At 41.7% G+C, this 21,726-nt stretch carries 17 protein-coding genes; 9 read left to right on the forward strand and 8 right to left on the reverse strand.

What is annotated here, in order from left to right:
• The first annotated feature begins 40 nt into the window (after positions 1-40).
• Together M595_RS10760 and M595_RS10765 are read left to right on the forward strand one after the other, a co-directional pair.
• Positions 41-1,594 carry a pentapeptide repeat-containing protein gene (locus M595_RS10760; protein WP_023066247.1) on the forward strand — a complete coding sequence of 518 codons (1,554 nt, stop codon included), beginning with the start codon at positions 41-43 and terminating at the stop codon, positions 1,592-1,594.
• A 133-nt stretch (positions 1,595-1,727) separates the two neighbouring features.
• Positions 1,728-3,293, forward strand: coding sequence for an ATP-dependent DNA helicase (locus M595_RS10765; RefSeq protein ID WP_023066256.1), 1,566 nt, complete (start codon positions 1,728-1,730; stop codon positions 3,291-3,293).
• Between the two features lie 37 nt (positions 3,294-3,330).
• Here M595_RS10765 and M595_RS10770 read toward each other — a convergent pair whose 3' ends face one another.
• Together M595_RS10770 and M595_RS10775 are read right to left on the reverse strand one after the other, a co-directional pair.
• Complete coding sequence (locus tag M595_RS10770; protein WP_023066236.1) at positions 3,331-4,497, reverse strand: zinc-dependent alcohol dehydrogenase; 1,167 nt, start codon at positions 4,495-4,497, stop codon at positions 3,331-3,333.
• A 201-nt stretch (positions 4,498-4,698) separates the two neighbouring features.
• Positions 4,699-5,544 (reverse strand): SRPBCC family protein, encoded by an 846-nt coding sequence (locus tag M595_RS10775; protein ID WP_023066205.1) that lies wholly within the window; start codon positions 5,542-5,544, stop codon positions 4,699-4,701.
• A 269-nt stretch (positions 5,545-5,813) separates the two neighbouring features.
• Here M595_RS10775 and M595_RS10780 point away from each other — a divergent pair, with 269 nt between their 5' ends.
• Positions 5,814-6,833, forward strand: coding sequence for an AI-2E family transporter (locus M595_RS10780; RefSeq protein WP_023066215.1), 1,020 nt, complete (start codon positions 5,814-5,816; stop codon positions 6,831-6,833).
• Positions 6,834-6,902: 69 nt separating this feature from the next.
• On the opposite strand, the gene M595_RS10785 is transcribed toward M595_RS10780, so the two are convergent.
• Positions 6,903-7,427, reverse strand: coding sequence for a DUF4112 domain-containing protein (locus M595_RS10785; protein ID WP_023066237.1), 525 nt, complete (start codon positions 7,425-7,427; stop codon positions 6,903-6,905).
• 140 nt (positions 7,428-7,567) lie between these two features.
• Here M595_RS10785 and M595_RS10790 point away from each other — a divergent pair, with 140 nt between their 5' ends.
• Both M595_RS10790 and M595_RS10795 read left to right on the forward strand, forming a co-directional pair.
• Entirely contained in the window at positions 7,568-8,731 is a 1,164-nt protein-coding gene (locus M595_RS10790) for an RNA-guided endonuclease InsQ/TnpB family protein (protein ID WP_023066195.1), read from the forward strand.
• A 161-nt stretch (positions 8,732-8,892) separates the two neighbouring features.
• Positions 8,893-9,663, forward strand: a complete 771-nt coding sequence (locus tag M595_RS10795) for a DUF1350 family protein (protein ID WP_023066259.1) — start codon at positions 8,893-8,895, stop codon at positions 9,661-9,663.
• Positions 9,664-9,794: 131 nt separating this feature from the next.
• Here M595_RS10795 and M595_RS10800 read toward each other — a convergent pair whose 3' ends face one another.
• Complete coding sequence (locus M595_RS10800) at positions 9,795-10,310, reverse strand: ATP-binding protein (RefSeq protein WP_238987056.1); 516 nt, start codon at positions 10,308-10,310, stop codon at positions 9,795-9,797.
• Between the two features lie 182 nt (positions 10,311-10,492).
• Between M595_RS10800 and M595_RS10805 the strand changes: the two genes are divergently transcribed.
• Positions 10,493-11,632 (forward strand): PP2C family protein-serine/threonine phosphatase, encoded by a 1,140-nt coding sequence (locus M595_RS10805; protein ID WP_023066201.1) that lies wholly within the window; start codon positions 10,493-10,495, stop codon positions 11,630-11,632.
• A 186-nt stretch (positions 11,633-11,818) separates the two neighbouring features.
• On the opposite strand, the gene M595_RS10810 is transcribed toward M595_RS10805, so the two are convergent.
• From M595_RS10810 to M595_RS10825, 4 genes are all read right to left on the reverse strand, one after another.
• Complete coding sequence (locus tag M595_RS10810) at positions 11,819-12,148, reverse strand: STAS domain-containing protein (protein ID WP_009786601.1); 330 nt, start codon at positions 12,146-12,148, stop codon at positions 11,819-11,821.
• Positions 12,149-12,295: 147 nt separating this feature from the next.
• On the reverse strand, positions 12,296-12,952 hold the full coding sequence (locus M595_RS10815; protein WP_040483934.1) for a helix-turn-helix domain-containing protein: 657 nt from the start codon (positions 12,950-12,952) through the stop codon (positions 12,296-12,298).
• 17 nt (positions 12,953-12,969) lie between these two features.
• Positions 12,970-13,533: a DNA starvation/stationary phase protection protein Dps gene (gene dps, locus M595_RS10820; protein WP_023066211.1), complete on the reverse strand. Its 564-nt coding sequence runs from the start codon at positions 13,531-13,533 to the stop codon at positions 12,970-12,972.
• A 103-nt stretch (positions 13,534-13,636) separates the two neighbouring features.
• Positions 13,637-13,897, reverse strand: a complete 261-nt coding sequence (locus M595_RS10825; RefSeq protein WP_023066207.1) for a ParB N-terminal domain-containing protein — start codon at positions 13,895-13,897, stop codon at positions 13,637-13,639.
• A 369-nt stretch (positions 13,898-14,266) separates the two neighbouring features.
• Between M595_RS10825 and murI the strand changes: the two genes are divergently transcribed.
• The 3 genes from murI (at position 14,267) to M595_RS10840 (ending at position 21,552) form a co-directional block, all read left to right on the forward strand.
• The gene (murI, locus tag M595_RS10830; RefSeq protein WP_023066226.1) at positions 14,267-15,121 is read left to right on the forward strand and encodes a glutamate racemase; all 855 of its coding nucleotides are present in this window, start codon (positions 14,267-14,269) and stop codon (positions 15,119-15,121) included.
• Between the two features lie 224 nt (positions 15,122-15,345).
• Positions 15,346-17,811 (forward strand): DUF4347 domain-containing protein, encoded by a 2,466-nt coding sequence (locus tag M595_RS10835; protein ID WP_023066278.1) that lies wholly within the window; start codon positions 15,346-15,348, stop codon positions 17,809-17,811.
• Between the two features lie 441 nt (positions 17,812-18,252).
• A complete protein-coding gene (locus M595_RS10840) occupies positions 18,253-21,552 on the forward strand; it encodes a Calx-beta domain-containing protein (protein ID WP_023066252.1) in 3,300 nt (1,099 codons plus the stop codon).
• Positions 21,553-21,726: the final 174 nt, after the last annotated feature.

Raw genomic sequence — 21,726 nt, forward strand, 5'->3', positions numbered from 1 at the left:
CAATCTTTTTAGTCATTTCGTACAGGATGCAGGGGTGATAATGGCACAGGAACTCGTAAAAATCTACAACTTAGTCAAAAGATACAAAGAAGGGGAACGGAATTTTACGGGGATCAATCTCAATGAAGCCAACTTGAGTCGGATTAACTTAAGTCAAGCCAATTTAAGCGATGCCTCCCTGTGTGTTACCAATTTAAGTGGGGCAAATCTGAGTGGTATTAATTTGAGTCGCGCTAATCTCAATGTAGGTCGATTGAGTCAAGCCAACCTCACCGGAGCCAATCTCAGTCGAGCCACCCTCAATGTTGCCAATTTAGTGCGAGCGGATTTGAGCGATGCTATCCTAATCGAAACCTTAGCCATTCGTTCAGAACTAATTAGAGCCAGACTCAATAATGCCAACCTGACCAAAGCCAATCTTAATGGCGCTGATTTACGAGAAGCAAGAGTCGGACAAGCCAACTTTTCTCAAGCCAATCTGAGTGGAGCCAACCTCCGAGGCGTGTCGGGAGCATCAACAAACCTGCAAAGAGCAGACTTACGGCGAGCAAATTTGGTGAAAGCTAATTTACCCAAAGCCAATTTTAGCCACGCCGAGATGCGACAAACCAACCTCACCTATGCAGACTTACGACAAGCGAACCTCAGTGGAGCCAATCTCCGATGGGCTGACTTACGCGGAGCCAATTTGTTAGGAGCCGATTTATCCGGGGCCAACTTATCCGGGGCGAACTTATCTGGGGCGAATCTCAGTCGGGCGACTTTAGCCAAAGCTAGTCTGGTTCATGTTGATTTAACCCAAGCCAATTTAATTAAAGCCGATTGGATGGGGGCTGATATTTCCGGCGCCACCTTAACCGGAGCCAAACTCTACGAAGTTCCCCGATTTAACTTAAAAGCCGAAGACATTACCTGTGAATGGGTTGATCTCAGTGCAAATGGTGATCATAGCGAGGTTTATCAATTTAACCCCGAAACCCTCAAAAAGTTTTTTAATCAAGTTCTGCCCACTGTGCAAGTGATTGTGGATGCTCCCCTCGATCTTGAAGCCAATCTAGTTCTCGCTGAAACCTACCATCACATCGCCAAAGAGTATGCACTTCTCAAACATCCTCCAAGTATTGATACTGATATCCGACGCACCGTAATCACCTTTCGGATTGATCGCGAAGAATATTTGTTTTCAATGGGATGCTTGGCAATTTTTCCCTTTGATGATGCCAGTAAAACTCAAAAAAATATTGTCAGTTTAGTTCGCAATTTGCAAGATCGCAGCGAAAAAAATCAGAACCAACTTCGAGTCTTAGCAGCGATGGGAGAAGTGATTTCTAAAGCTCACGATCTCAAACAAGTGGTCAAATCAATTCGCTCTGAACAAATCCCTAGCTTTTTTCACCGTCCCACTCAAATGATCTTAACGAATACCAGTCAAAAAAAGTTAACTGTCCACACCCATTGCGATTTCGGTAAGCGCTTTAAACCCTCTATTGTTGATCGAGAACGAGACAATCACTCGAGTAAATTTATCGAACCCATCCTCTTTGATGGAGAACAGGTGATTGATTTTGTCGATAGTTTTGATTATCTTAGTTAGAAGTCAAGGTTGATTGATAGAGTTGGGGTCACTTGTGTAAAATGATTTCAGATGCTCCACAGACCCATTTCCGACTTAAACCATCCGCTCCTATCAGTTCTCCAGTTCTCAACTCGCAAAGGCTTTAATTTTCTTGATCGAGGTAGAAGCTCATAATTTACTGCAAAGCTTTCTGCGATCGCGGAGTGTTTCCGTCGGAAAATCGCCAGGTCAAATCTCATGGCCTCACTATTTAACAATGGCCAGATTAGTGGCGCGAGCGTTGCGACTTGGACGTAGTGCTTTAATTCAAACTGGGGTGAGTCCAGTTAGTCACCATCATTCCTATCGTTTCAGTTATCTCATTCCGGTTTTAATTTGGTCGGAACCTGCCTTAATTGTTGCCCCCCAGTGGTTGTTAACAGAACTCCAACAAGAAGAAATTCCCCAATTGTTTGAGTCCCAAGCACTCGACGCTCATCTGACTCAACCCATTATTCAAGGCGATCGCTGGCCCCAAGAATCCAACTTTCAGGGTATCTTACTCACCACTCCCGAAGAATGGTTAAGCGATCGCTTAGGCAGGTTCCGACGGTTTCCGCCCAATATTCCCACAATTATTGATGGAGTTGATGACCTAGAAACCTGGACACGGGAACAATTAACCACCTGTATTCAACCGCAAGATTGGACACAACTCCACCAACAAGCACCCCAACACACAGATATCATCCGCGAGGCAAAAATTAACCTCACCCAAGCCATTTTTCAACGTCCTGCTAATCCCCACCACTGTCATTTATTAGATCAAGCTGAACAAGCGATTTTAGAGCAACTCTACGAAGATTTAGTGGAGACTGTCTCCCCTGCGGTTCCCGATGCTTGGACTCAATTTTGGCATCAATGGCAAGCTTCAGAACAACTCCGATGGGTCAAAGTTAATCGAGAACAAGGCACTTTTTCCCTGTATTGTAGTCCGGCAGAAGTGAGTTCATCCTTGAGTCAGATTTGGCTGTTACAACCTGTTGTGTTGATTGGAGGGGCGTTAGACTTGCAGAAAACTGCCCCGACTTATCGTCAATTAGTGGGACTCGGAGACATTACGGGTGTGAAGTTTTCACCGGATCGCAATTCCCAACTGATTCAACTTTATCTTCCCTCACGCCTTCCACTCCCCAATACACCCAAATTTCAAGCGGCTTTAATTGAGGAAATTCGCGGCTTACTTTGTATGAGTGCAACCCTAGAGGGATTGACAGTGTTACTCATTGAGGATACACCCCTAAAAACTCAGATCGGGGCTGTGTTTGCAGCAGAGTTTGGTTCGCGAGTCCAGGTGGAAACCACTAAAGTTGATCGGCCAGGAATTTTAGTCACTGGTTGGGAATTTTGGCGACAACATCAGGGAAAACTTCCCCCACCTCATTTGTTAGCGATCGCCACTTTACCTTTACCTTCGTTAGAACATCCACTGGTTGCGGGGCGAGTCAGTTATTACAAACAGAATCATCTCGACTGGTTTCGACTGTATCTCCTTCCCACCGCCTTAAATGAGTTACAACGGGCTGTTGCCCCTGTGCGAGACTGTCAAGGGATTGTAGCGTTGTTTGATAGTCGAGTTTTGCATCGCAGCTATGGTGAACAAGTCTTAGCGGCGTTGAGTCCACTCGCCAGGATTGATTATTTAGATACAACTTGGTTTAATAGTCGTTCTTTGTGAGAAGAATCCCCGCCTTTTGAGGAGCGGGAAGTGTGAACTAAGGTTTCAAAACAACTTTAATGCAGTTGTCTTTCTTATGCTTAAAAATCTCATAACCGCGAGAAGCCTCTTCCAAATTGAGACGATGGGTAATCACAAAAGTGGGATCAATATCACCCTTTTGAATACGCTCCATCAGCGGACGCAGATAACGATGAACATGAGTTTGTCCAGACTTCAGCGTTAGCGCTTTATTCACAATCGCTCCCATCGGGATTTTATCAACAAAACCGCCATAAACACCGGGAATAGAAACCGTTCCTCCCTTCCGACAAGCAACGATCGCCTGTCGCAGTGCGTGGGGTCGTCCTGTTTCGAGGCGAACAGCTTGTTTCACCTTATCAACCACTCCCATCGCATCCATACCGTGCGACTCCATACCCACCGCTTCAATACAGCGATCCGGGCCACGTCCGCCCGTCATTTCCTTTAACGCAACTCCTGCATCTACTTCTTCAAAATTGATGATCTCGGCGCCGGCTTTTTCAGCCAATTGTAACCGCTCCGGGACGCAATCAATCGCGATCACCCGTTCGGCCCCCAACATCAAAGCGCTGCGAATGGCAAACTGTCCAACCGGGCCGCATCCCCAAACTGCCACAGTGTCACCCGGTTCAATATCGCAATTTTCCGCCGCCATATAGCCCGTTGGAAAGATATCAGTTAAAAAGAGAACTTGTTCATCGCTCAAGCCATCAGCCACCTTCAACGGCCCCACATCTGCAAACGGTACACGGGCATATTCAGCCTGTCCACCCGCATAACCGCCCAACAGATGAGAATAGCCAAATAAACCCGAAGGAGAATGACCGTACATCTTCTCAACCAACCCACTATTCGGGTTAGAATTATCACACAATGACCATAAATCCCGCTTACAGAAGAAACAACTTCCACAAGAAATCGTAAACGGTACAACAACGCGATCGCCAACCTTTAGCTTTTTAACATTGGGGCCGACTTCCACCACTTCTCCCATAAATTCATGGCCTAAAATATCCCCCGATTTCATTGTAGGAATATAACCATCATAAAGGTGCAAATCTGAACCACAGATTGCCGTTGAAGTAATTTTAATAATCGCATCACCGGGATTTAAAATTTTAGGATCGGGAACCGTATCAACCCGTACATCATGGGAACCGTGCCAACAAACTGCTTTCATAACCTCTTTTCTCCGTAACTGTTGATTAATCTTTTTGCGCTGTTGTGTCTACAATCCATTGAACTGATATTAAATCGAAAAAATCATGCTACAAAAGGTAAAAGGCAATAGACAACAATCAAAAGTTACGCATTGAACACTGGTGACTGGTGACTATCTCCCCATCAATCTTCTGTAGCAAAATTCGGCGATTTCATATTACTATGAACCTTTGGGTTGCCCTTCTGTTGTGGCAATTTCTCCGGCTTCCATCAGTTGTTTGAAGCGACTCAACATCTGACCCAATTGTTGTTCAGGTTCGGTACCAAATAATTTGGCAATATTCGCCGTCATTGCGCCGCCAGGGGGACTATATTCCATCACAACTTTCACTTCTGTTCCCCGTGCACCCGTAGCGGGACGAAACCGCACAAACCCCGACTGATCGATGTCCGCATTTTCTGCCGAAGTCCAAGCGATCAACTCGTTGGGGCGATCCTGAACAACCATCGCATCCCATTCTATAGCCTGATCCACAACGGGGGTTTTTGCCACCCAATGAGAGCGTTGTTGGTCGTATACTGTGACTGACTCTAAATAATCTGTAAAAATTGGTAAATTCTCGAAATTGCGCCAATAGTTGTAAAGTTCTTCGGGTGATTTTTCGATAATTACTGTTTTTTCGGCGGTGATCCGCTGGTCTTTGCTGGCTTCTGTCGCCTCGCCGAGTTTCTGCTGAACTTGCTTGACGGTGCTTTCATTTTTCACGCCTTGATAGATAAAACCGCCCCCAACTAATGATGTTAGTATGCCACGAAGCGATCGCTGTTTTAAACCCATTAAGACCAGTGCGCCCCCGCCCAGCAGGGAAGCCCAACGTTCGATATCGCCCGCTTCATTTTCGGGGGTTTGATTTTCGGGGGTTTGATTTTCGGGAGTTTGGTTTTCGGGAGTTTGGTTTTTGGGGGTTTGATTTTTGGGGGTTTGGTTTTTGGGGGTTTGATTTTTGGGAGTTTGATTTCCGGTTTCGCGCTGAACGCCGTCGCTATCAATGATTATTTTTTCCATTTCATTTAAGTTTAATCATGCTTTATGTATCTGATTTTAAGCATATAAAACTAAACCGCGAATGCAATCACCCATATGGTAGAAAGACAGGAAAATACAACTTAACTCGTCCTGGAGTTGAGCCATTGCTGAACTATTCTTGTCTAAGAAATAGATAGTCCTATCTTGGGGGGGATGTTAACTTGTTGCAAATCGAGTATGAGTAATGAAGGTCTTCATGTGTGGGCTTTCTATTCTCATCAATAAATCTCAAAAATCTTGTCTTAGCTATGCAAATTTCCGGCACAACAACGAAAACGTTAATGGCGATTATTGCAACAATTTTGGTTGTGGCTGCACTCCAAGCCACTCGATCAATTTCTATGCCTTTAGCGTTTGCGTTTTTTATTGCCGTTTTAGTTTATCCCTTGCAAGCATGGCTAGAACGTCGTCTACCTCGATGGTTAAGTTTGATTTTAGTGCTGCTATTGCTAGTCGGCTTTATGGGGGTGGCTGTTGGTGCTTTAACCCTAAGTGCAGAAATTATTGAACCCAAAGTTCCTGAGTATCTTGATCGCTTACAGCAAATGGGAGAAACTTGGCGATCGTTGGCCTCCGAGCGAAGTCTACCTATCCCTCAGTTTAACGCCCAAGATGGAATTAATCAAGTCACTCAGCAGGCAATTGGCGGCATAAAGACTTTGTTATCTGCCGCGAGTTTATTGATCTTAATTGTATCTTTATTAGTCTTATTATTGTTAGAAGTGAATCAATATCAGGAAAAGGTAAAACAGGCTTTTCCCTCACGAGCTAGCGATCGCATTATTAATGCAGTTAGTAATACCAGCGAAAAACTGCGGCGATATTTATTGGTGATGACACTTACTTGTTGTTTAACGGGAATTTTAACCGCAAGCTGGTGTTTTATTTTGGGGGTTGATTTGGCTTTGGTTTGGGGATTAGTTGCTTTTGTTCTTAACTATGTACCGACTTTAGGATCGATTATTGCGGTCATTCCTCCGACGCTGGTTGCTTTTATTTTTCAAGGGGTTCCTCGCGGAATTGCCACTTTATTAGGATTAGCCGTTATACAGACAATTTTGGGTAACTTTGTCGATCCTCGCTTGCAGGGAAAAACCCTACAGTTATCCCCTTTTGTTGCTCTGGTTTCTATTGTCTTTTGGGGATGGGTTTGGGGTATTCCCGGTGCAATTTTGGGCGTACCGATGACCATCTCTATTATCTTAATGTGTCGGCAATTTAAGGCAACTCGTGGAGTCGCAATTCTTTTAGGTGAAGTAGAAGATTAGGGATTGATTGATCGTTTTATTCTTTACACTCAAGCTTGGTCATCATTTCAATCCAATCCCAACAACCTTTCACCCCGCCACCAAACTTCTCAAAACCTGATAAATGAAAGTTAAAACTGCAATGCCAACCAGAGAAAGAATTAAAATAAACAGCATTAACCCCCCAACTAAGATAATCACAAATAAACGATCCGCTTTTTGTCCCATTTGAGGCGCATTCACATGATCTTCCAACAGATCAACATTTTTAACATTAGCTTTCCAGGCAACATCAAAAATATCCCCAACCACAGGTACAGTTCCAACTAAAGTTTCTGTGGCAATATTAGAAGCCATGCGGACAAGCGTTTCTTTTGGAACTCCCAGTCGAAAAGCTCGCAAGATAATGTAAGCTGAAAACAGGCCCCCGAGTAAATCTCCACCTCCCGGTATGAGTCCAATAATTGGATCAAGACCAATTCCATAGGTGGTACCCGGAACTCGAATCGCATTATCAAGGATGTTACTGTATTGCCGCAAGTGTTTGACAACAGAAGCTTTTGAGTGATCATCTGTTGCGGGAATTGAGCGTTTAGGAGAGGATTTCGGGTTCATATTTGTTGCAATTGTGAGAAATTCGACATTTTAGCTAACGTGACGAGAAGCCTCACACCGTAATTTTAATTCGGTGTTGAGATGAATCGTCACCGCGTAACTGTGCTATAATGCTTTATATTAAATTAAAAACACTTCTTATGCTAAAAGTAGTCAAGGTAAGACTTGATCCTAATAGTCAACAACAAGAAGCCTTAAGCCAGTCTTTTGGTAATTGTCGTTGGCTGTGGAATTATTGTCTTAATTTGATGAATCAGACATATAAAGATACGGGTAAAGGGTTGTCTGGGTATGCGGTCAAAAAGCAAATACCGCAGTTAAAAAAAGAACACGAATGGTTAAAATCTACCTATTCGCAGTGTTTACAACAAGTATGTTTAAATCTTGGAGTAGCTTTTAATAATTTTTTTGAACGTAGAACCAAATATCCCAGATTCAAGTCCAAACATGGTAAACAATCAATCCAATATCCACAAAATGTAAAAAGAGTTGATGATAGTTTGCGATTGCCAAGTATAGGAGATGTTAAGGCAGTTTTTCATCGTCCTGTTGAGGGCAAGTTAAAGACCGTAACTGTGTCTAAAAACCAAGCTGGTCAATACTTTGCTGCTATATTGTTTGATGATGGCCAAGAAAAACCAAAACCTGTTGGCGATGGTAAAAATATAGGTATCGATTTGGGTTTAACCCATTTTGCTGTTACCAGTGAAGGAAGCAAGTTTGACAACACTAGGTGGCTAGCTAAACACGAACAAAATCTAAAGATAAAACAGCAGCAGTTATCGAGAAAACAAAAAGGAAGTAACAATCGAAATAAATCAAGAAAGAAAGTAGCTAAAGTTCACCTAAAGGTGACTAATTGTCGTTGGGATTTTCACCACAAGCTATCGCGCAGGATAGTTAACGAAAGCAAAGTTATTTGTGTTGAAAGTTTGGCAGTAGCTAATATGGTTAAGAATCGGAAGTTGTCAAAAGCTATCTCTCAAGTTGGTTGGAAACAGTTTTGTATGATGCTTAAGTACAAAGCAGAACAAGAAGGTAAAACTTACGTCGAAGTAGATAGATTTTTGGCGAGTAGCAAAACTTGTCACGTATGTCTCAACCAAGTAGAAAGTTTGCCTCTAGATATAAGATTTTGGTCGTGTAGCAACTGTGGTACAAAGCACGACAGAGACATCAACGCCTCCATCTGCATAAGAAATGAAGGTCTGCGTATTATTTCCTCTGGGACGGGGGATCAAGCTGATCGTCAAACTGTAAGACGCAGTAATAGAGGACGCAAGAAATCTACTACTGCGCAGTAGTCTGGGTAAGAAGCCGACGCTTTAATCTTTGATTAAGCGTTCGGTAGTTCACTGTCAACTTATGTAACATAAAGCTAATGAATTCTAATCAACTTAACTTCTAGCTGAGGTTAGAACATTAAGTTTTGCTCCCGTTCTAAAATAAAACATTTAAAACCGCCATGGAGTGGATAGAAGTTTCTAAAAACTGGGTTTTGATTCCCCCCCGACCAAAAGCAATTGTTCACTTCCTGGGGGGAGCATTTGTGGCAACCGCACCACAAATCACTTATCGATGGCTATTAGAACAGATAGCACAACAAGGGTACATCGTGATCGCCACTCCTTTTATTAATACCCTCAATCATGGGATTATGGCGAAAAAAGTTCTGTGGACGTTTGAGGATGGTTTAGAAGACTTATACTCCTCTCGGCGTCTACGTCAACGGAGTTTACCGATTTATGGCTTGGGGCATAGTATGGGATGTAAACTCCATTTACTCATCGGTTCTTTGTTTCCCGTTAAGCGGGCGGGTAATATTTTAATTTCGTTCAATAACTACGCAGCGCGAGAGTCCATTCCCCTCGTTGAACAACTCTCCTCGATGATGGAGGTAGAATTTACTCCTTCTCCTGGGCAGACGAACTGTATGGTACAGGAGCGCTATCAAATCCGTCGTAACCTTTTAATTAAATTTACCAAAGATACTCTCGACCAAACCGCTATTCTCAATCAAATTTTGCAAAGTCGTTTTCCGGGAATGGTTGCACTTCAGCAGTTAGGCGGAGATCATTTAACCCCAATTAATCAAGATCTTAGCAGGTCGTCTGTGGGAGAGAGCTTTACACCCTTTGATGCGATTAGTCAATGGATTAAACAAGAAGTGTACAAAGATTTATATCGATTAAAACAGGAAGTTCTTCATTGGCTTGACCCCTTAGCTAAAACTTAAAAGTGCTTTCTCAATGGATTTGACTGTCAAATCAGTAGAGCTAGAGTTGCCAGCAGCTAGACCCTTAAAACTGGTTTTCACTGTTGGAGTATTGCCTCTCGGGGTATATCTTCCGAATCAACTGCGGGAGTTTAGTCATCATGCTGATAGTTTTTGACAATTAACAAACAATTACGACCATCCGAAGTCGGTTCATAATTTAAGTAGTCTGCAATATCACGCATCAGCTTCAAACCTCGCCCTCCACCTGCACTTTTATTAATCTGAGGAGGCATGAGTTGGAGTTTTTCCATCAAATTAAACGGAGGGCCATAATCCCAAACTCGAATTTCAATTTGACTGTCCGACAGAGCGACTTCGATTTCAACCGTCACGTCTGAAGATAGGTTCTGATGGGCATGACGAACAGCATTTGTAAATCCCTCTGCCAAAGCGAGTTGACAGCGAATCCAAATAGAACTAGGAACCGATGGATGCTGTAATCGAGCAAACCATGACAAAATATCCGATAAAGCATCAAGAGTATTGGGAGCCTGAAGCTGTGCTTTAAAGGGAAGAAGTAACGGTTCGGAGCCTTGAAATTCAATCACACTTAGTATGGAACCTACATCTACGATCAATTTAGCACGACCAATGACTGATCCCACATTGAGTTTAGCGACCTTTTGATAGGGGCTATGTGGTTTGGACTATACTCTACTTAAGCTAACTAAGGATTGACCAACGGTTAGAAACGGTTAGAGCAAGCTTCGTCGTTGTATGACGGAGTAATCTGTCGCTCAAACTTTTGTTGCTGACCGTCCCCTCGCAAATCTATACCTGAGCGTCCATGTTTAAAATTTTGGTGATTGATGATGACACGGTCATTCGGGAGCTACTAAGGAGAACTCTCAAAAAGCAGGGTTATGATGTTTCGGTTGCCAGTAATGGTGAGGAAGGCATTGAAAAGGCTCAAGTCTTACGCCCTGCTTTGATTATTTGTGATTGGATTATGCCCAGATTGACGGGTATTGAGGTCTGTCGCCAGGTGAAAGACAATCCCGAACTCTCGACCACTCAGTTCTTTTTGCTGACCTCTCTGGGGTCTATTTCTGACCGGGTAAAGGGTTTGGATGCAGGTGCAGATGATTTCATCTCCAAGCCCCTGGAAATGAATGAGTTGTATGCCAGAGTTCGGGCGGGATTAAGGTTACATCAACTTAGTCAAGATTTGCAAACTCAAAAACAACTCTTAGAACAGGAGTTAGCCGAAGCCGCAGAATATGTACAATCTTTGCTTCCTGAACCGACTGTAACTCCGTTGAAAATTGAAAGCAAGTTTATTCCCTCACGTCAACTCGGAGGAGATTGTTTTGATTACTTTTGGTTAGATTCAGATTATTTATCAATTTATTTAATGGATACAGCCGGACATGGGTTGAGAGCGACTCTACCTTCGATTTCGGTTTTAAATTTATTACGATCGCGTACTATTCCCAATATTGATTATTATAAACCTAGTGACGTCTTGAGAGCGCTCAACAATACCTTTCAAATGTCTTATCAAAATGATAAATATTTTACCATTTGGTATGGTGTTTATAACCAAGTCACTCGTCAACTCACCTATGCCAGTGCAGGTCATCCCCCGGCAATTTTGCTTTCTGGTGATCAAAATAATCTCCAAGTTCAACGTCTAAAAACGCCAGGAATGCCTGTAGGAATGTTTTTAGAAGCTGAATATATTGATGAGACTTGTGAAATAAAAGCCCAGAGTGATTTGTATATCTTTAGTGATGGGGTTTATGAAATTCATCAACAGAATGGTTCTATGTGGGGACTAGATGATTTTATTCGTCTTCTCACCGACTCCAATACTAAACCCTATACTTCTTCCAATCTCAATGCAATTCTTAATGCTATTAAAGCAATCAACTCTTATAATCCTTTTGAAGATGACTTTTCCTTGCTTAAAATTCACTTTTATTAACAATTTAATCCATCAACTGTAATAAATCTGAGGAGGAAAGAACTCTTATAAAAAAGGTGAAATAACTCCACCTTTTTTATCCTTTCTCATAACTTTTAACTCAATTCACAACCCCGACGGATAGGAATAGCTAGAGTCTTTCCCCTTCAGTTTTACCTCAAATATGAGAGATTTATAGCTCAAGCTTTAGCTGCTTTGAGCCGCATACTTGCTTTCAAAATCTTCTCGACTATCAAAAATCTCGAATACTCGATCCATGCTGGTTAGTTCAAATAAGATTTTAATTTGCTCATTAATCGAGCAAACCATCAACTTACTACCAGCCGCGCGAACTGTTTTGAGAGCCAAAACTAAGGCACCTAAACCTGAACTGTCCATAAAAGAGACATCTTTAAAATCTATCAGGATGGTTTTGGCTCCTTGATCGACGAGGTTGCTAATCTCTTGACGGAATTGACTTGCTTTCGTTCCGTCTAAAATGCCTTGGGGTTGAAGCACTTGAACATCAGAACTCATAATTTATTAAAAGTGAAGCCTCGAAATTGACTCGCCAGTTTCCGCTAGTATAGCCTTGAGATGAACTCATCGCCAAATCCTAAACTATACAACCCCTGGTTATCCGCTCAAAGATTGTCGTCAAAGGCTTTTCTCAGAGCTAACGAGCTACTGCTGACTTTGGGGTAGGGAACTAACTTTAGCACGGTGGAGTAGTTGACCTCGATATCGATAGCCCGTGTAGCGCACCAAAACAGTTTCCCCAGTTTGAGCGGTTCCTTCTAAAAGCTGGTGCATCTGAGGATTGTAAGGAACTTCCGAACCCACAGATGCAATTGCTTCTACTCCCCATTGTTGCATAAGCCGTTCAATCGGGCGCAATAGAGGTAATAATTTGATAGCAGGAAGTTTTGAATTCTGTTTAACTTTATAAACAACTGTCGGCCATTGGAGTAACCACGCTTCTAAAACCTCTAAACTGGATCGCTCAAACTCCTGTAATTGTGAGTCTTGTTGCTGTTTCATCTGAGTTTGCAAGCGTTGATACTCTTGTTGCAGTTCTTCAACTGATGAACCGGCTTCTGGAGAACTCACTGACTCGGGTGCGAAAGTTGCCAACAATTCTACCAAAGAAATATTCAGTCCTTGACTGATATAAAGCAAAATCTCAACTCGCATCTGTCGGGCGAGTCCCCGACGCAGCCGAATAATTTGCCACTGAGAAACCCCTGCTTTTTGACTTAATTCCTCGACACTAGAAAGCCCCGCCTGTTGCATTAGGCGGCGCAACTCGGGACTATAATCAAATGATGAAGATGGATTCATTCATTCACGGATAGATGCTATTTCACCTGAGCAGCCGTTTTGGTTGCACTGCTGTTTCCATTGGTAGCATTCCCCTCGCTTCCTTGCAAGTGGGCTTCGAGGAACCACAGGCGCATATCCACAGTCCGGGAGATTTCAGTATACAAATCTGCCGTATCTGCATCTCCTAAGTCATCGGTTTTGTCAATGGCTTCACGAACGTGTTGGGCGTACATCGCAAACCGATCTGATAAAGCAATGACGTGATCTTTGCCATCGAGGATATCAAAGGGATATTCTGGCAAAATAGAATCCGTGGCAGCAACCCGAGCGGTTCCCATTGCAAAACCTCCGAGTGCAGTGACTCGTTCGGCGACCATATCTACATAGCCTTCGAGTTCACCCGCAATTTCATCGAATAGAGTGTGCAGGGAGTAGAAGTGCATTCCCTTAACGTTCCAGTGGGCTTGTTTGGTTTGAGTTTTCAGATCCAAGGTGGTTGCTAATGTGGCATTGAGAATTGCTGCGACTTCTTGGCGAGTACATACAGCAAAATCAATGCGAGAGGGATAGAGGCGAGTTTTGAGGTTCTGGGTACTCATGGATTTTTTCTCCTTTAAGGTTGATTGGTTTTAAGATTTAACAAACAAATAATTACAAAGTCTGATTGGATTTTACTCCGTTATGAACTTTCGTTAATCTATCTCAAGCTAGATGCTTTTGGAGAACAGAACGGGGTGCTTTCCGCACTTTACAACGAATGGTTTCATAACCGAGGTTTGTACAAGCTTCAAAGCGATGACATCCCGAAAATCCGTAGTATTGACCGTCTACTTCTAACACTTCAATGGGTTCTTGTAAGCCGATTTCTTGAATAGATTCCATTAACGCCTTGACTTTGGCTTGATCGGTCGCCCGAGGGAGTGGACGCCGAATCTGCTTCAGGGGAACCTCCTGAACTTCCATTTTGATCGTTTCTCCTTGATTTGCATTCTTTTTAAATCATACTCATAATGACTTCGTTTTAGCAACTATTGTTAAGAAACCCTGACATTTTCCGCATCCGCAAGCCAGAGAACACGATCTAATCTGCCTTCTAGCTTCTATCTTTTGCCTTCGTTGAAGTTGGCTGTAAAAAACACTCACGATATATTACTTACATCCTCATCTGTAGTCGGGGACTTGTATGGTGAAATATCGGATCTTTCCGGATGGATGTTGAGCAAAGTGTAGTATCCCTTGTTCTCTGACACTAGGAACTCACTAAAAATTGAATTGAGTCAGAGATTACCCGTCTTACGGACAACCAATCAACAATCAAAGACATTCGACTCTATGACAACGGATAAAAAAGCGCGAAAAATAGCAGTTTTTGACAGTGGAGTGGGAGGGTTAACCGTTTTAAGAGAGTTATACCAACAACTCCCAAATGAATCGATCCTTTATTTTGGCGATACAGCCCGATTACCCTACGGTATTCGCTCCCAAAGCGAAATTTTACAGTTTGTCCGTGAAATTATCATTTGGGCAATTGATCAAGATGTAAAAATGATCGTGATGGCTTGTAACACCAGTTCAGCCCTCGCCCTCGAAACGGTACAATCAGAATTTGATATACCGATTTTGGGAGTGATTTTACCGGGAGCGAAAGCCGCTGTCCAAAAGGGTCGGCGCATAGGAGTGATTGCCACTCCCGCAACTGTGACAAGTAATGCCTATCGTCAAGCCATTCAGGAAATGGATGCTGCTGTTCAAGTTTGGCAGGTGAGTTGTCCAGAGTTTGTCCCTTTGATTGAACAAAATCGCATTCACGATCCTTATACCTATCAAGTTGCTCAGGAGTATCTTGCTCCTTTATTGGATCAACGCATTGATACTTTAATTTATGGGTGTACCCACTATCCTCACTTGGCACCTGTTTTGCGATCGCTACTTCCCCCAAGTGTTCGGTTAGTTGATCCGGCTGTGCATTTAGTCAAATCAATTACTCAAGAGTTGGAACTGTTGGGACTGCGAAACCCCAATCTCCCTCGACCTACTCGTTTTTGTGTTAGTGGTTGTCCCCAACAATTTGCCAGTGTATCGGTGCAGTGGTTGGGATATACTCCGGCTGTAGAACCAACAGTCCTCCCGGTGATTGAGACTTCAGAAACGGCTAATCTTTCACTGGGAGAGGGTAGAAGGAGTTAAAACATTCTCTCTATCTAAGGCTTTCAGATCACGGGTCTAATTACCAGACCCGTTTTAGATCCAATTTCTCTTTTAACCTTTGTCTTTTGGCGGTTGCTATATCAGAAAAAGTTGTTTTGAATCCGTTTGAGGTTGTACTCTATTTGTTACAAATTTTTTTGTCTCCCCTAAACTGGTTTTTCATAGAGTAAACTACAAAGAGTCTTTTCAATAGGCAACCGTCGATGAATATCTGTATCTTCATTGATCCAAGCATTGACTCCTTTCAGTATTTCATTGAAAATGTTATTCAATCAGTAGAAATTGTTCCGCTAAATCTCACTCAAGATAGCCTCAAACAAGTTGCAGATTATTTAAAAGAAAAACAAGAAATTAGCGAAGTTCATATTATCAGTCATGGTTCTCCGGGTTGTTTAAATCTGGGCAAAACTCAACTTAGTCTAGACAATCTAGAAAACTATTCTCACCTTTTAAAACAAAGTTTCTCTGCTGTTGATTCTCTGATTCTCTACGGTTGTCATCTAGCGAAGGGAAAAACAGGTCAGAATTTTATTAAAAAATTACATCAAATTACGGGCAAAAATATCGCCGCCACAGCTAGTTTAACCGGGAATAATCTCTTAGGTGGAAATTGGAATTTTGAGTTTAAACTAGGTAATTTTAACGTTAATTTACCCTTTCACAAAACAGCACTTCAAGCTTATCCTTCCGTTTTAGCGACTTTCACCGTTAACAGCACGGGTGATCTTGATGACGGCGACATCGGAAACGGAATTACAACACTCCGAGAAGCCATCAACGCAGCTAATACCAACCCCGGAGAAGATCGAATAGAATTTAATATTCCGGTAACAGACCCCGGTTTTAATATTGAGGGTTATTTTACCATTCAACCCGCTTCAAATCTGCCGGAAATAACCGATAATTCTCTTTTTATTGATGGTAAAAGTCAACCGGGGTTTTTAGAGAACCCAATTATTGAACTTGATTTCCGTATAGTAGATGCTCAAGGTTTAGCAATTACATCAGACAATAATACCATACAAGGATTAGTTCTTAATGGTTCTCGTTTGGCAGCAATTAACTTTAGAGATAGCGGAAATAACTTAATTCAAGATAACTTTATCGGCACCGATGTTACCGGAACAATAGCAGCACGAAATGACGGTTTTGGCGCAGGAATCTTGCTTTTAGATTCTCCCAATAATATTATTCAGAATAACTTGATCTCTAGTAATTCAGCGCCCGGTCTTGGAGGACCTAACATCGGTATTTCAGGCGGTTTGGCGAACGAAAATCAAATTATTGGGAATTTAATTGGTACGGATATTACCGGAACAGTTGCTTTAGAGAACAATGGAACTTGGAGTATAATTATTACTGAAGCCTCAAATAATATTATTGGTGGAACAACTGAAGCTGAACGAAATGTTATTGGTGTCAGCAGCAATGGTTTCGGTATTATTATGGGTCTTGCACCAGCAGCTATAGTGCCACCTATAACAGATGGAGTTGCGAGTGGAAATCGTATTTTAGGGAATTATATCGGTACAGATATTACCGGAAAAGTTGCTTTAGGAAGCCAAGACAGTGTAGGTATCTTATTAACAGAAGATCTAGGTTTTGGTATTGGTAATACTATTAATATTATTGGCGGAACCACTCCAGAAGAACGCAATGTTATCTCAGGACATGGGGCGGGTATTCTTATTTTAGATGATACTCGAAATGCTTATCGAGTGATTGGGAACTATATTGGTACTGATGAAAGCGGAACAATTGCGATTGGAAATGGAACAGATTTAGAAGGTGCTGGAGTTATTATAGTAGGTTCTAACAGCAGCATTGGCGGAACAGGTTTAGGAGAAGGAAATCTCATTTCGGGGAATGCAATTGGTATTCAAATTATTGGCGATCCTCTCGATCCCGCCGATGATATTAGCAACAACCAAATTATCGGAAACCTGATCGGAACTCAAGCGGATGGTATCACACCTTTGGGGAATACAAAACAGGGGATTTTAGTAGAATCTGTCAACAATAACAATAATAATATCATTGGGGGAACAGAAGCGGGGGCGGGAAATATCATCGCCTTTAACGGTTTAAATGGGATTGAAATCACCGACAGTAATGGCGTTGAACTCCGACAAAATGAAATTTTTAATAATGGCAATTTGGGGATAGATTTAATAGCAACGGCGAATAACAGCAAAGCCGAACCCGTGTTAAATTCTGCTCTAATTATTAACGATATAACCACCGTTACCGGAACGTTAAATAGTACCCCAAACGCAGAATTTACCCTGGAGTTTTTCTCAAATACGGTACTCGACCCTTCCTTAAACGGAGAAGGCGAAAGGTTCATTTTATCAACTGTAGTAACAACGGATGATCTTGGAAACGCCAACTTTAATATTGAACTTCCTGCGGGAATAACGGTTAACAAATTTATCACCGCCACAGCCACTAATAATATAGATAAAAATACCTCAGAATTTTCTGCGGGTGTGGAAGTGATCGATCCTTTAATTGTTACCAACACCGCCGACTCGGGTATTGGTTCGCTGCGGGAAGCGATTAATTTTGCCAATACAATTCCTGGCGAAAATACCATCAGTTTTAATATTCCCCAAACCGATCCGGGTTTTAATATAGACACCAATTCCTTTACCATTCAACCCGCATAAAAACTTCCAGAAATTACAGAAGCAGTTATTCTAGATGCGACTACTCAACCCGAATATACAGAGACTCCCGTTATAGAAATTGATGGTACAAAGGCTGCGGGGTTAGATGATGGAGTTTTGGAAATTTCAGGGGGAGAAAGCAGTACAATTCGAGGGTTTGTAATTAATCAAGCTGGATTTAGCAATGCGGCTATTTTAATTAGGAATAATGGCGGAAATCGAATATAAAATAACTATCTCGGTACCGATATTACCGGAACAGTCGATCTGGGTGACAACGGTTCGGGAATTATTATTTTAAATTCGGCGAATAACGTTATTCAAGATAATCTCATCTCGGGAAATAATAACGCCTCTGCAACCGGAATTCGCATCGAAGGAAATACAGCGACGAATAATCAAATTCTGGGAAATTTAATCGGTACAAACGTTGCGGGAACGGTGAGTTTACCCAATTCAAACGGCGGGATTGTTATTTTAAATGCACCTAATAATATTATCGGCGGAACTACCCCCAACGAACGCAATATTATCTCGGGGAACGGCTTTCAAGGAATTAATATTTCTGGAAATGATGCGACGGGAAATCAAATTTATGGGAATTATATTGGTACTGATATCACCGGAACAGTTGCAATTCCCAATAGTTTTTACGGGATTCTAATTTCATCCAATGCGTCTAATACCATTATTGGAGGAACGGGAGAGGGTGAGGGTAATTTAATTTCGGGTAATAGTTCTAACGGTGTTTACCTGGAAACTGGAACAAATAATCAAGTGATCGGGAATATCATTGGAACGGATATTAGCGGTAAAAATGCTTTGGGAAATGGGGGGTTAGCGGGGGTAAGAATCGACACTTCGGATAATACAATTGCTGATAACTTAGTTTCAGGAAATACTAGCGACGGAATTTTAATTAGCAGTAGCAATGCAAATAATAATACTGTTATCGGAAATCTCGTCGGAACCGATATTGACGGAATAGAAACCCTCGGAAATGGTGAAGCGGGAATTGTAATCGCCCAAACTGCAACCAATAATAAAATTGGTGGAACAACTCCCGAGGAAAGAAATATTATTTCAGGTAATAATAGTTCGGGTGTTAGCTTTCAATTTAATGCAACAAATAACCAAGTTTTAGGGAACTATATCGGAACCAATATTAACGGAACTGTCGAGATAGGAAACGGTGGTGATGGTATTAGTTTATTAGCCGCACCCAATAATATTATTGGCGGAACAATCGCTGGATCGGGGAATTGTATTTCTGGAAATAATGGGAACGGAATTGATTTGGGTTTGGATTCTTCTGAAAGTCAAATTTTAGGGAATTTTATTGGAACAGATGTTAGTGGAACTGTTGCAATTCCTAACGATGAAGATGGGATTTCTACCGATGCGTTTCCAGCCAATAGTATTATTGGAGGGACAACCCCAACTGAACGAAATTTGATTTCTGGAAATGGAGGAAATGGGATTTATATCGATGCACCCAACTATCAAATTTTTGGGAATTTTATCGGAACTCAAATTGATGGGATGAGTCCTTTAGGAAATACAGGGAGAGGGATAGATATTGCTTTGGGTGGTGTTAATACTCGTATTGGCGGAACGAATACAGGAGAAGGAAATACCATAGCATTTAATAGTGGAGATGGCGTATTTGTTGGAAATGGGAGTACAGGAAATGCTATATTATCAAATTCTATTTTCTCAAATGGTGAGTTAGGAATCGATCTCAACGCACCTTCTATTAATGACGCAGGAACCACAGCAAACGATGAGGGAGATGCTGACGCGGGAAGTAACAACCTGCAAAATTTCCCAGTGATTACTTCGGCGATATATGACGGAACCAATCTAACAATTTCTGGAACTTTAAACAGTACCCCAAACACTACCTTTAGAGTTGAGTTTTTCCTAAATAATACGTTAGATTTCACAACTTTTGGAGAAGGTGAACAATTTTTGGGTTTTGCAAATCTCACAACTGATGAAAGTGGGAATGTTGGCTTTGAGGAAATATTATCATCGAGTCTAACTGAAAATCAGTTTATTACCGCTACCGCTACAGATCCAAATAATAACACCTCGGAATTTTCAGGAGGAACAGAAGTTAATCCGGTAACAACCGTTGAATTTTATCAAGGGAATTATCAACTCAATGAAGATGGTACTGTTGTCGGTTCGGCTATTACAATTAATCGCACAGGAAATACAGCAACTTCGTCTAGTGTAGAAGTTCAGCTAACCGATGGAACCGCCAACGGAGGAACGTCTTTAGATCCGGGAATAGACTTTAATAACACTACAATTTTAGTCAATTTTGCTTCGGGAGAAACCTTTCAAACCCTAACAGTTCCGATTAATGATGATACTTTGCTCGAAGACAATGAAACTCTAACTTTAACGCTTCTAAATGGAAGTCTCGGAACAATCATTAATCCTCAGAATACTGCAACTCTTGAAATTATTGATAACGACGAACCCGAACCCACCCCAACCCCAGGGGAACCCACACCCACACCTACACCCGCAGAACCAACTCCCACACCCACAGAACCAACTCCCACCCCAACCCCAGAACCCGAACCCATTCCTACTCGTGAACCCGAAGATCCAGATTGTCTCTGTCCATCCTTCCCCAGTCTTCCTAATATTCGTTTGACTAAACCTACAAACGTAATTTCAGGTCAAGAACAAAATGAAGCCTTATTAGGTACTGAGGAAAATGACTTTTTAGAAGGTTTGGGAGGGAATGACACTCTAACCGCTTTGGAGGGAAATGATACCCTGGTGGGAGGAATAGAAAATGATATTTTATTTGGAAATAAAAACTCAGATTTGTTACTGGGTGAAAATGGAGAAGACACATTATATGGTGGAAAAGAAGATGATCTAATTTTTGGAAATGAAGGAAATGATCTGATGTTTGGAGATGAAGAAAACGATAGTTTATTGGGTGGAGAGGGAAATGATACCTTATTGGGTGGAGCCAATCAATCATCAGATTCGAGTGAAGATGGGCAAGATTTATTATTTGGAAATGAAGGAAATGATCTAATTTTAGGAAATAAAGAAAATGATAGTTTATCTGGAGGAGACGGCAGTGATACCTTGTATGGTGGGAAAAATAATGATTTAATTTTTGGTGATCTGGGTCGCGATTTACTCTTTGGCGATTGCCGCAGTAGCGGCACTGGCGAAGCCAATCGCGGAAATGATACCCTTTGTGGGGGGGAAGAAAACGATACACTGTATGGAAACTTCAGTTCACAACCCGACATCCGTTCAGTAGATGAAGAAGATTTTCTTTGCGGAGACGAAGGAAATGATATTTTGTTTGGAAACGAAGGAAACGACACCTTAAATGGAGGTTCAGATCATGATATTTTGTATGGCGGAACAAATAATGATAGCCTCGTTGGGGGTGCAGGCGATGATACTTTGTTTGGTGAAGAAGGCGACAATATATTAGTTGGGGGAACCGGAAATGATCGGTTTGGAATTTTTGTTAATACGGGTAAAAATACCATTCTAGATTTTCAAGATAATCAAGATAAAATCCTGGTTTATTTAAACGAAAATCTGGCTAATTTTATTGCTTTTGAAGAATTACTTATTACCCAAGACGGAAACAATACATTGATCAAATTTCAGGAAAAAGTTCTGGTTACTTTAGAAGAAATCGACGCAACCTTTATAACGTCAGAAGATTTCTTTTTTGTCAACCGATAACTCTATTTAGCTGTGTTAAAATTAAACTGTATATTCTCAAGAAAACTGATATTGATGTATCTATTAAAATTTATATTAAGGAGAAAATGTTTCATCCAAAAGCTTCTCCTTAATATTCCTCAAACGCTTGTAACTTGGGAGTCGAAGCACTTGCGATCGCCTATTTCATTGCGA

The sequence above is a fragment of the Lyngbya aestuarii BL J genome, assembly GCF_000478195.2.
Taxonomy (GTDB): domain Bacteria; phylum Cyanobacteriota; class Cyanobacteriia; order Cyanobacteriales; family Microcoleaceae; genus Capilliphycus; species Capilliphycus aestuarii.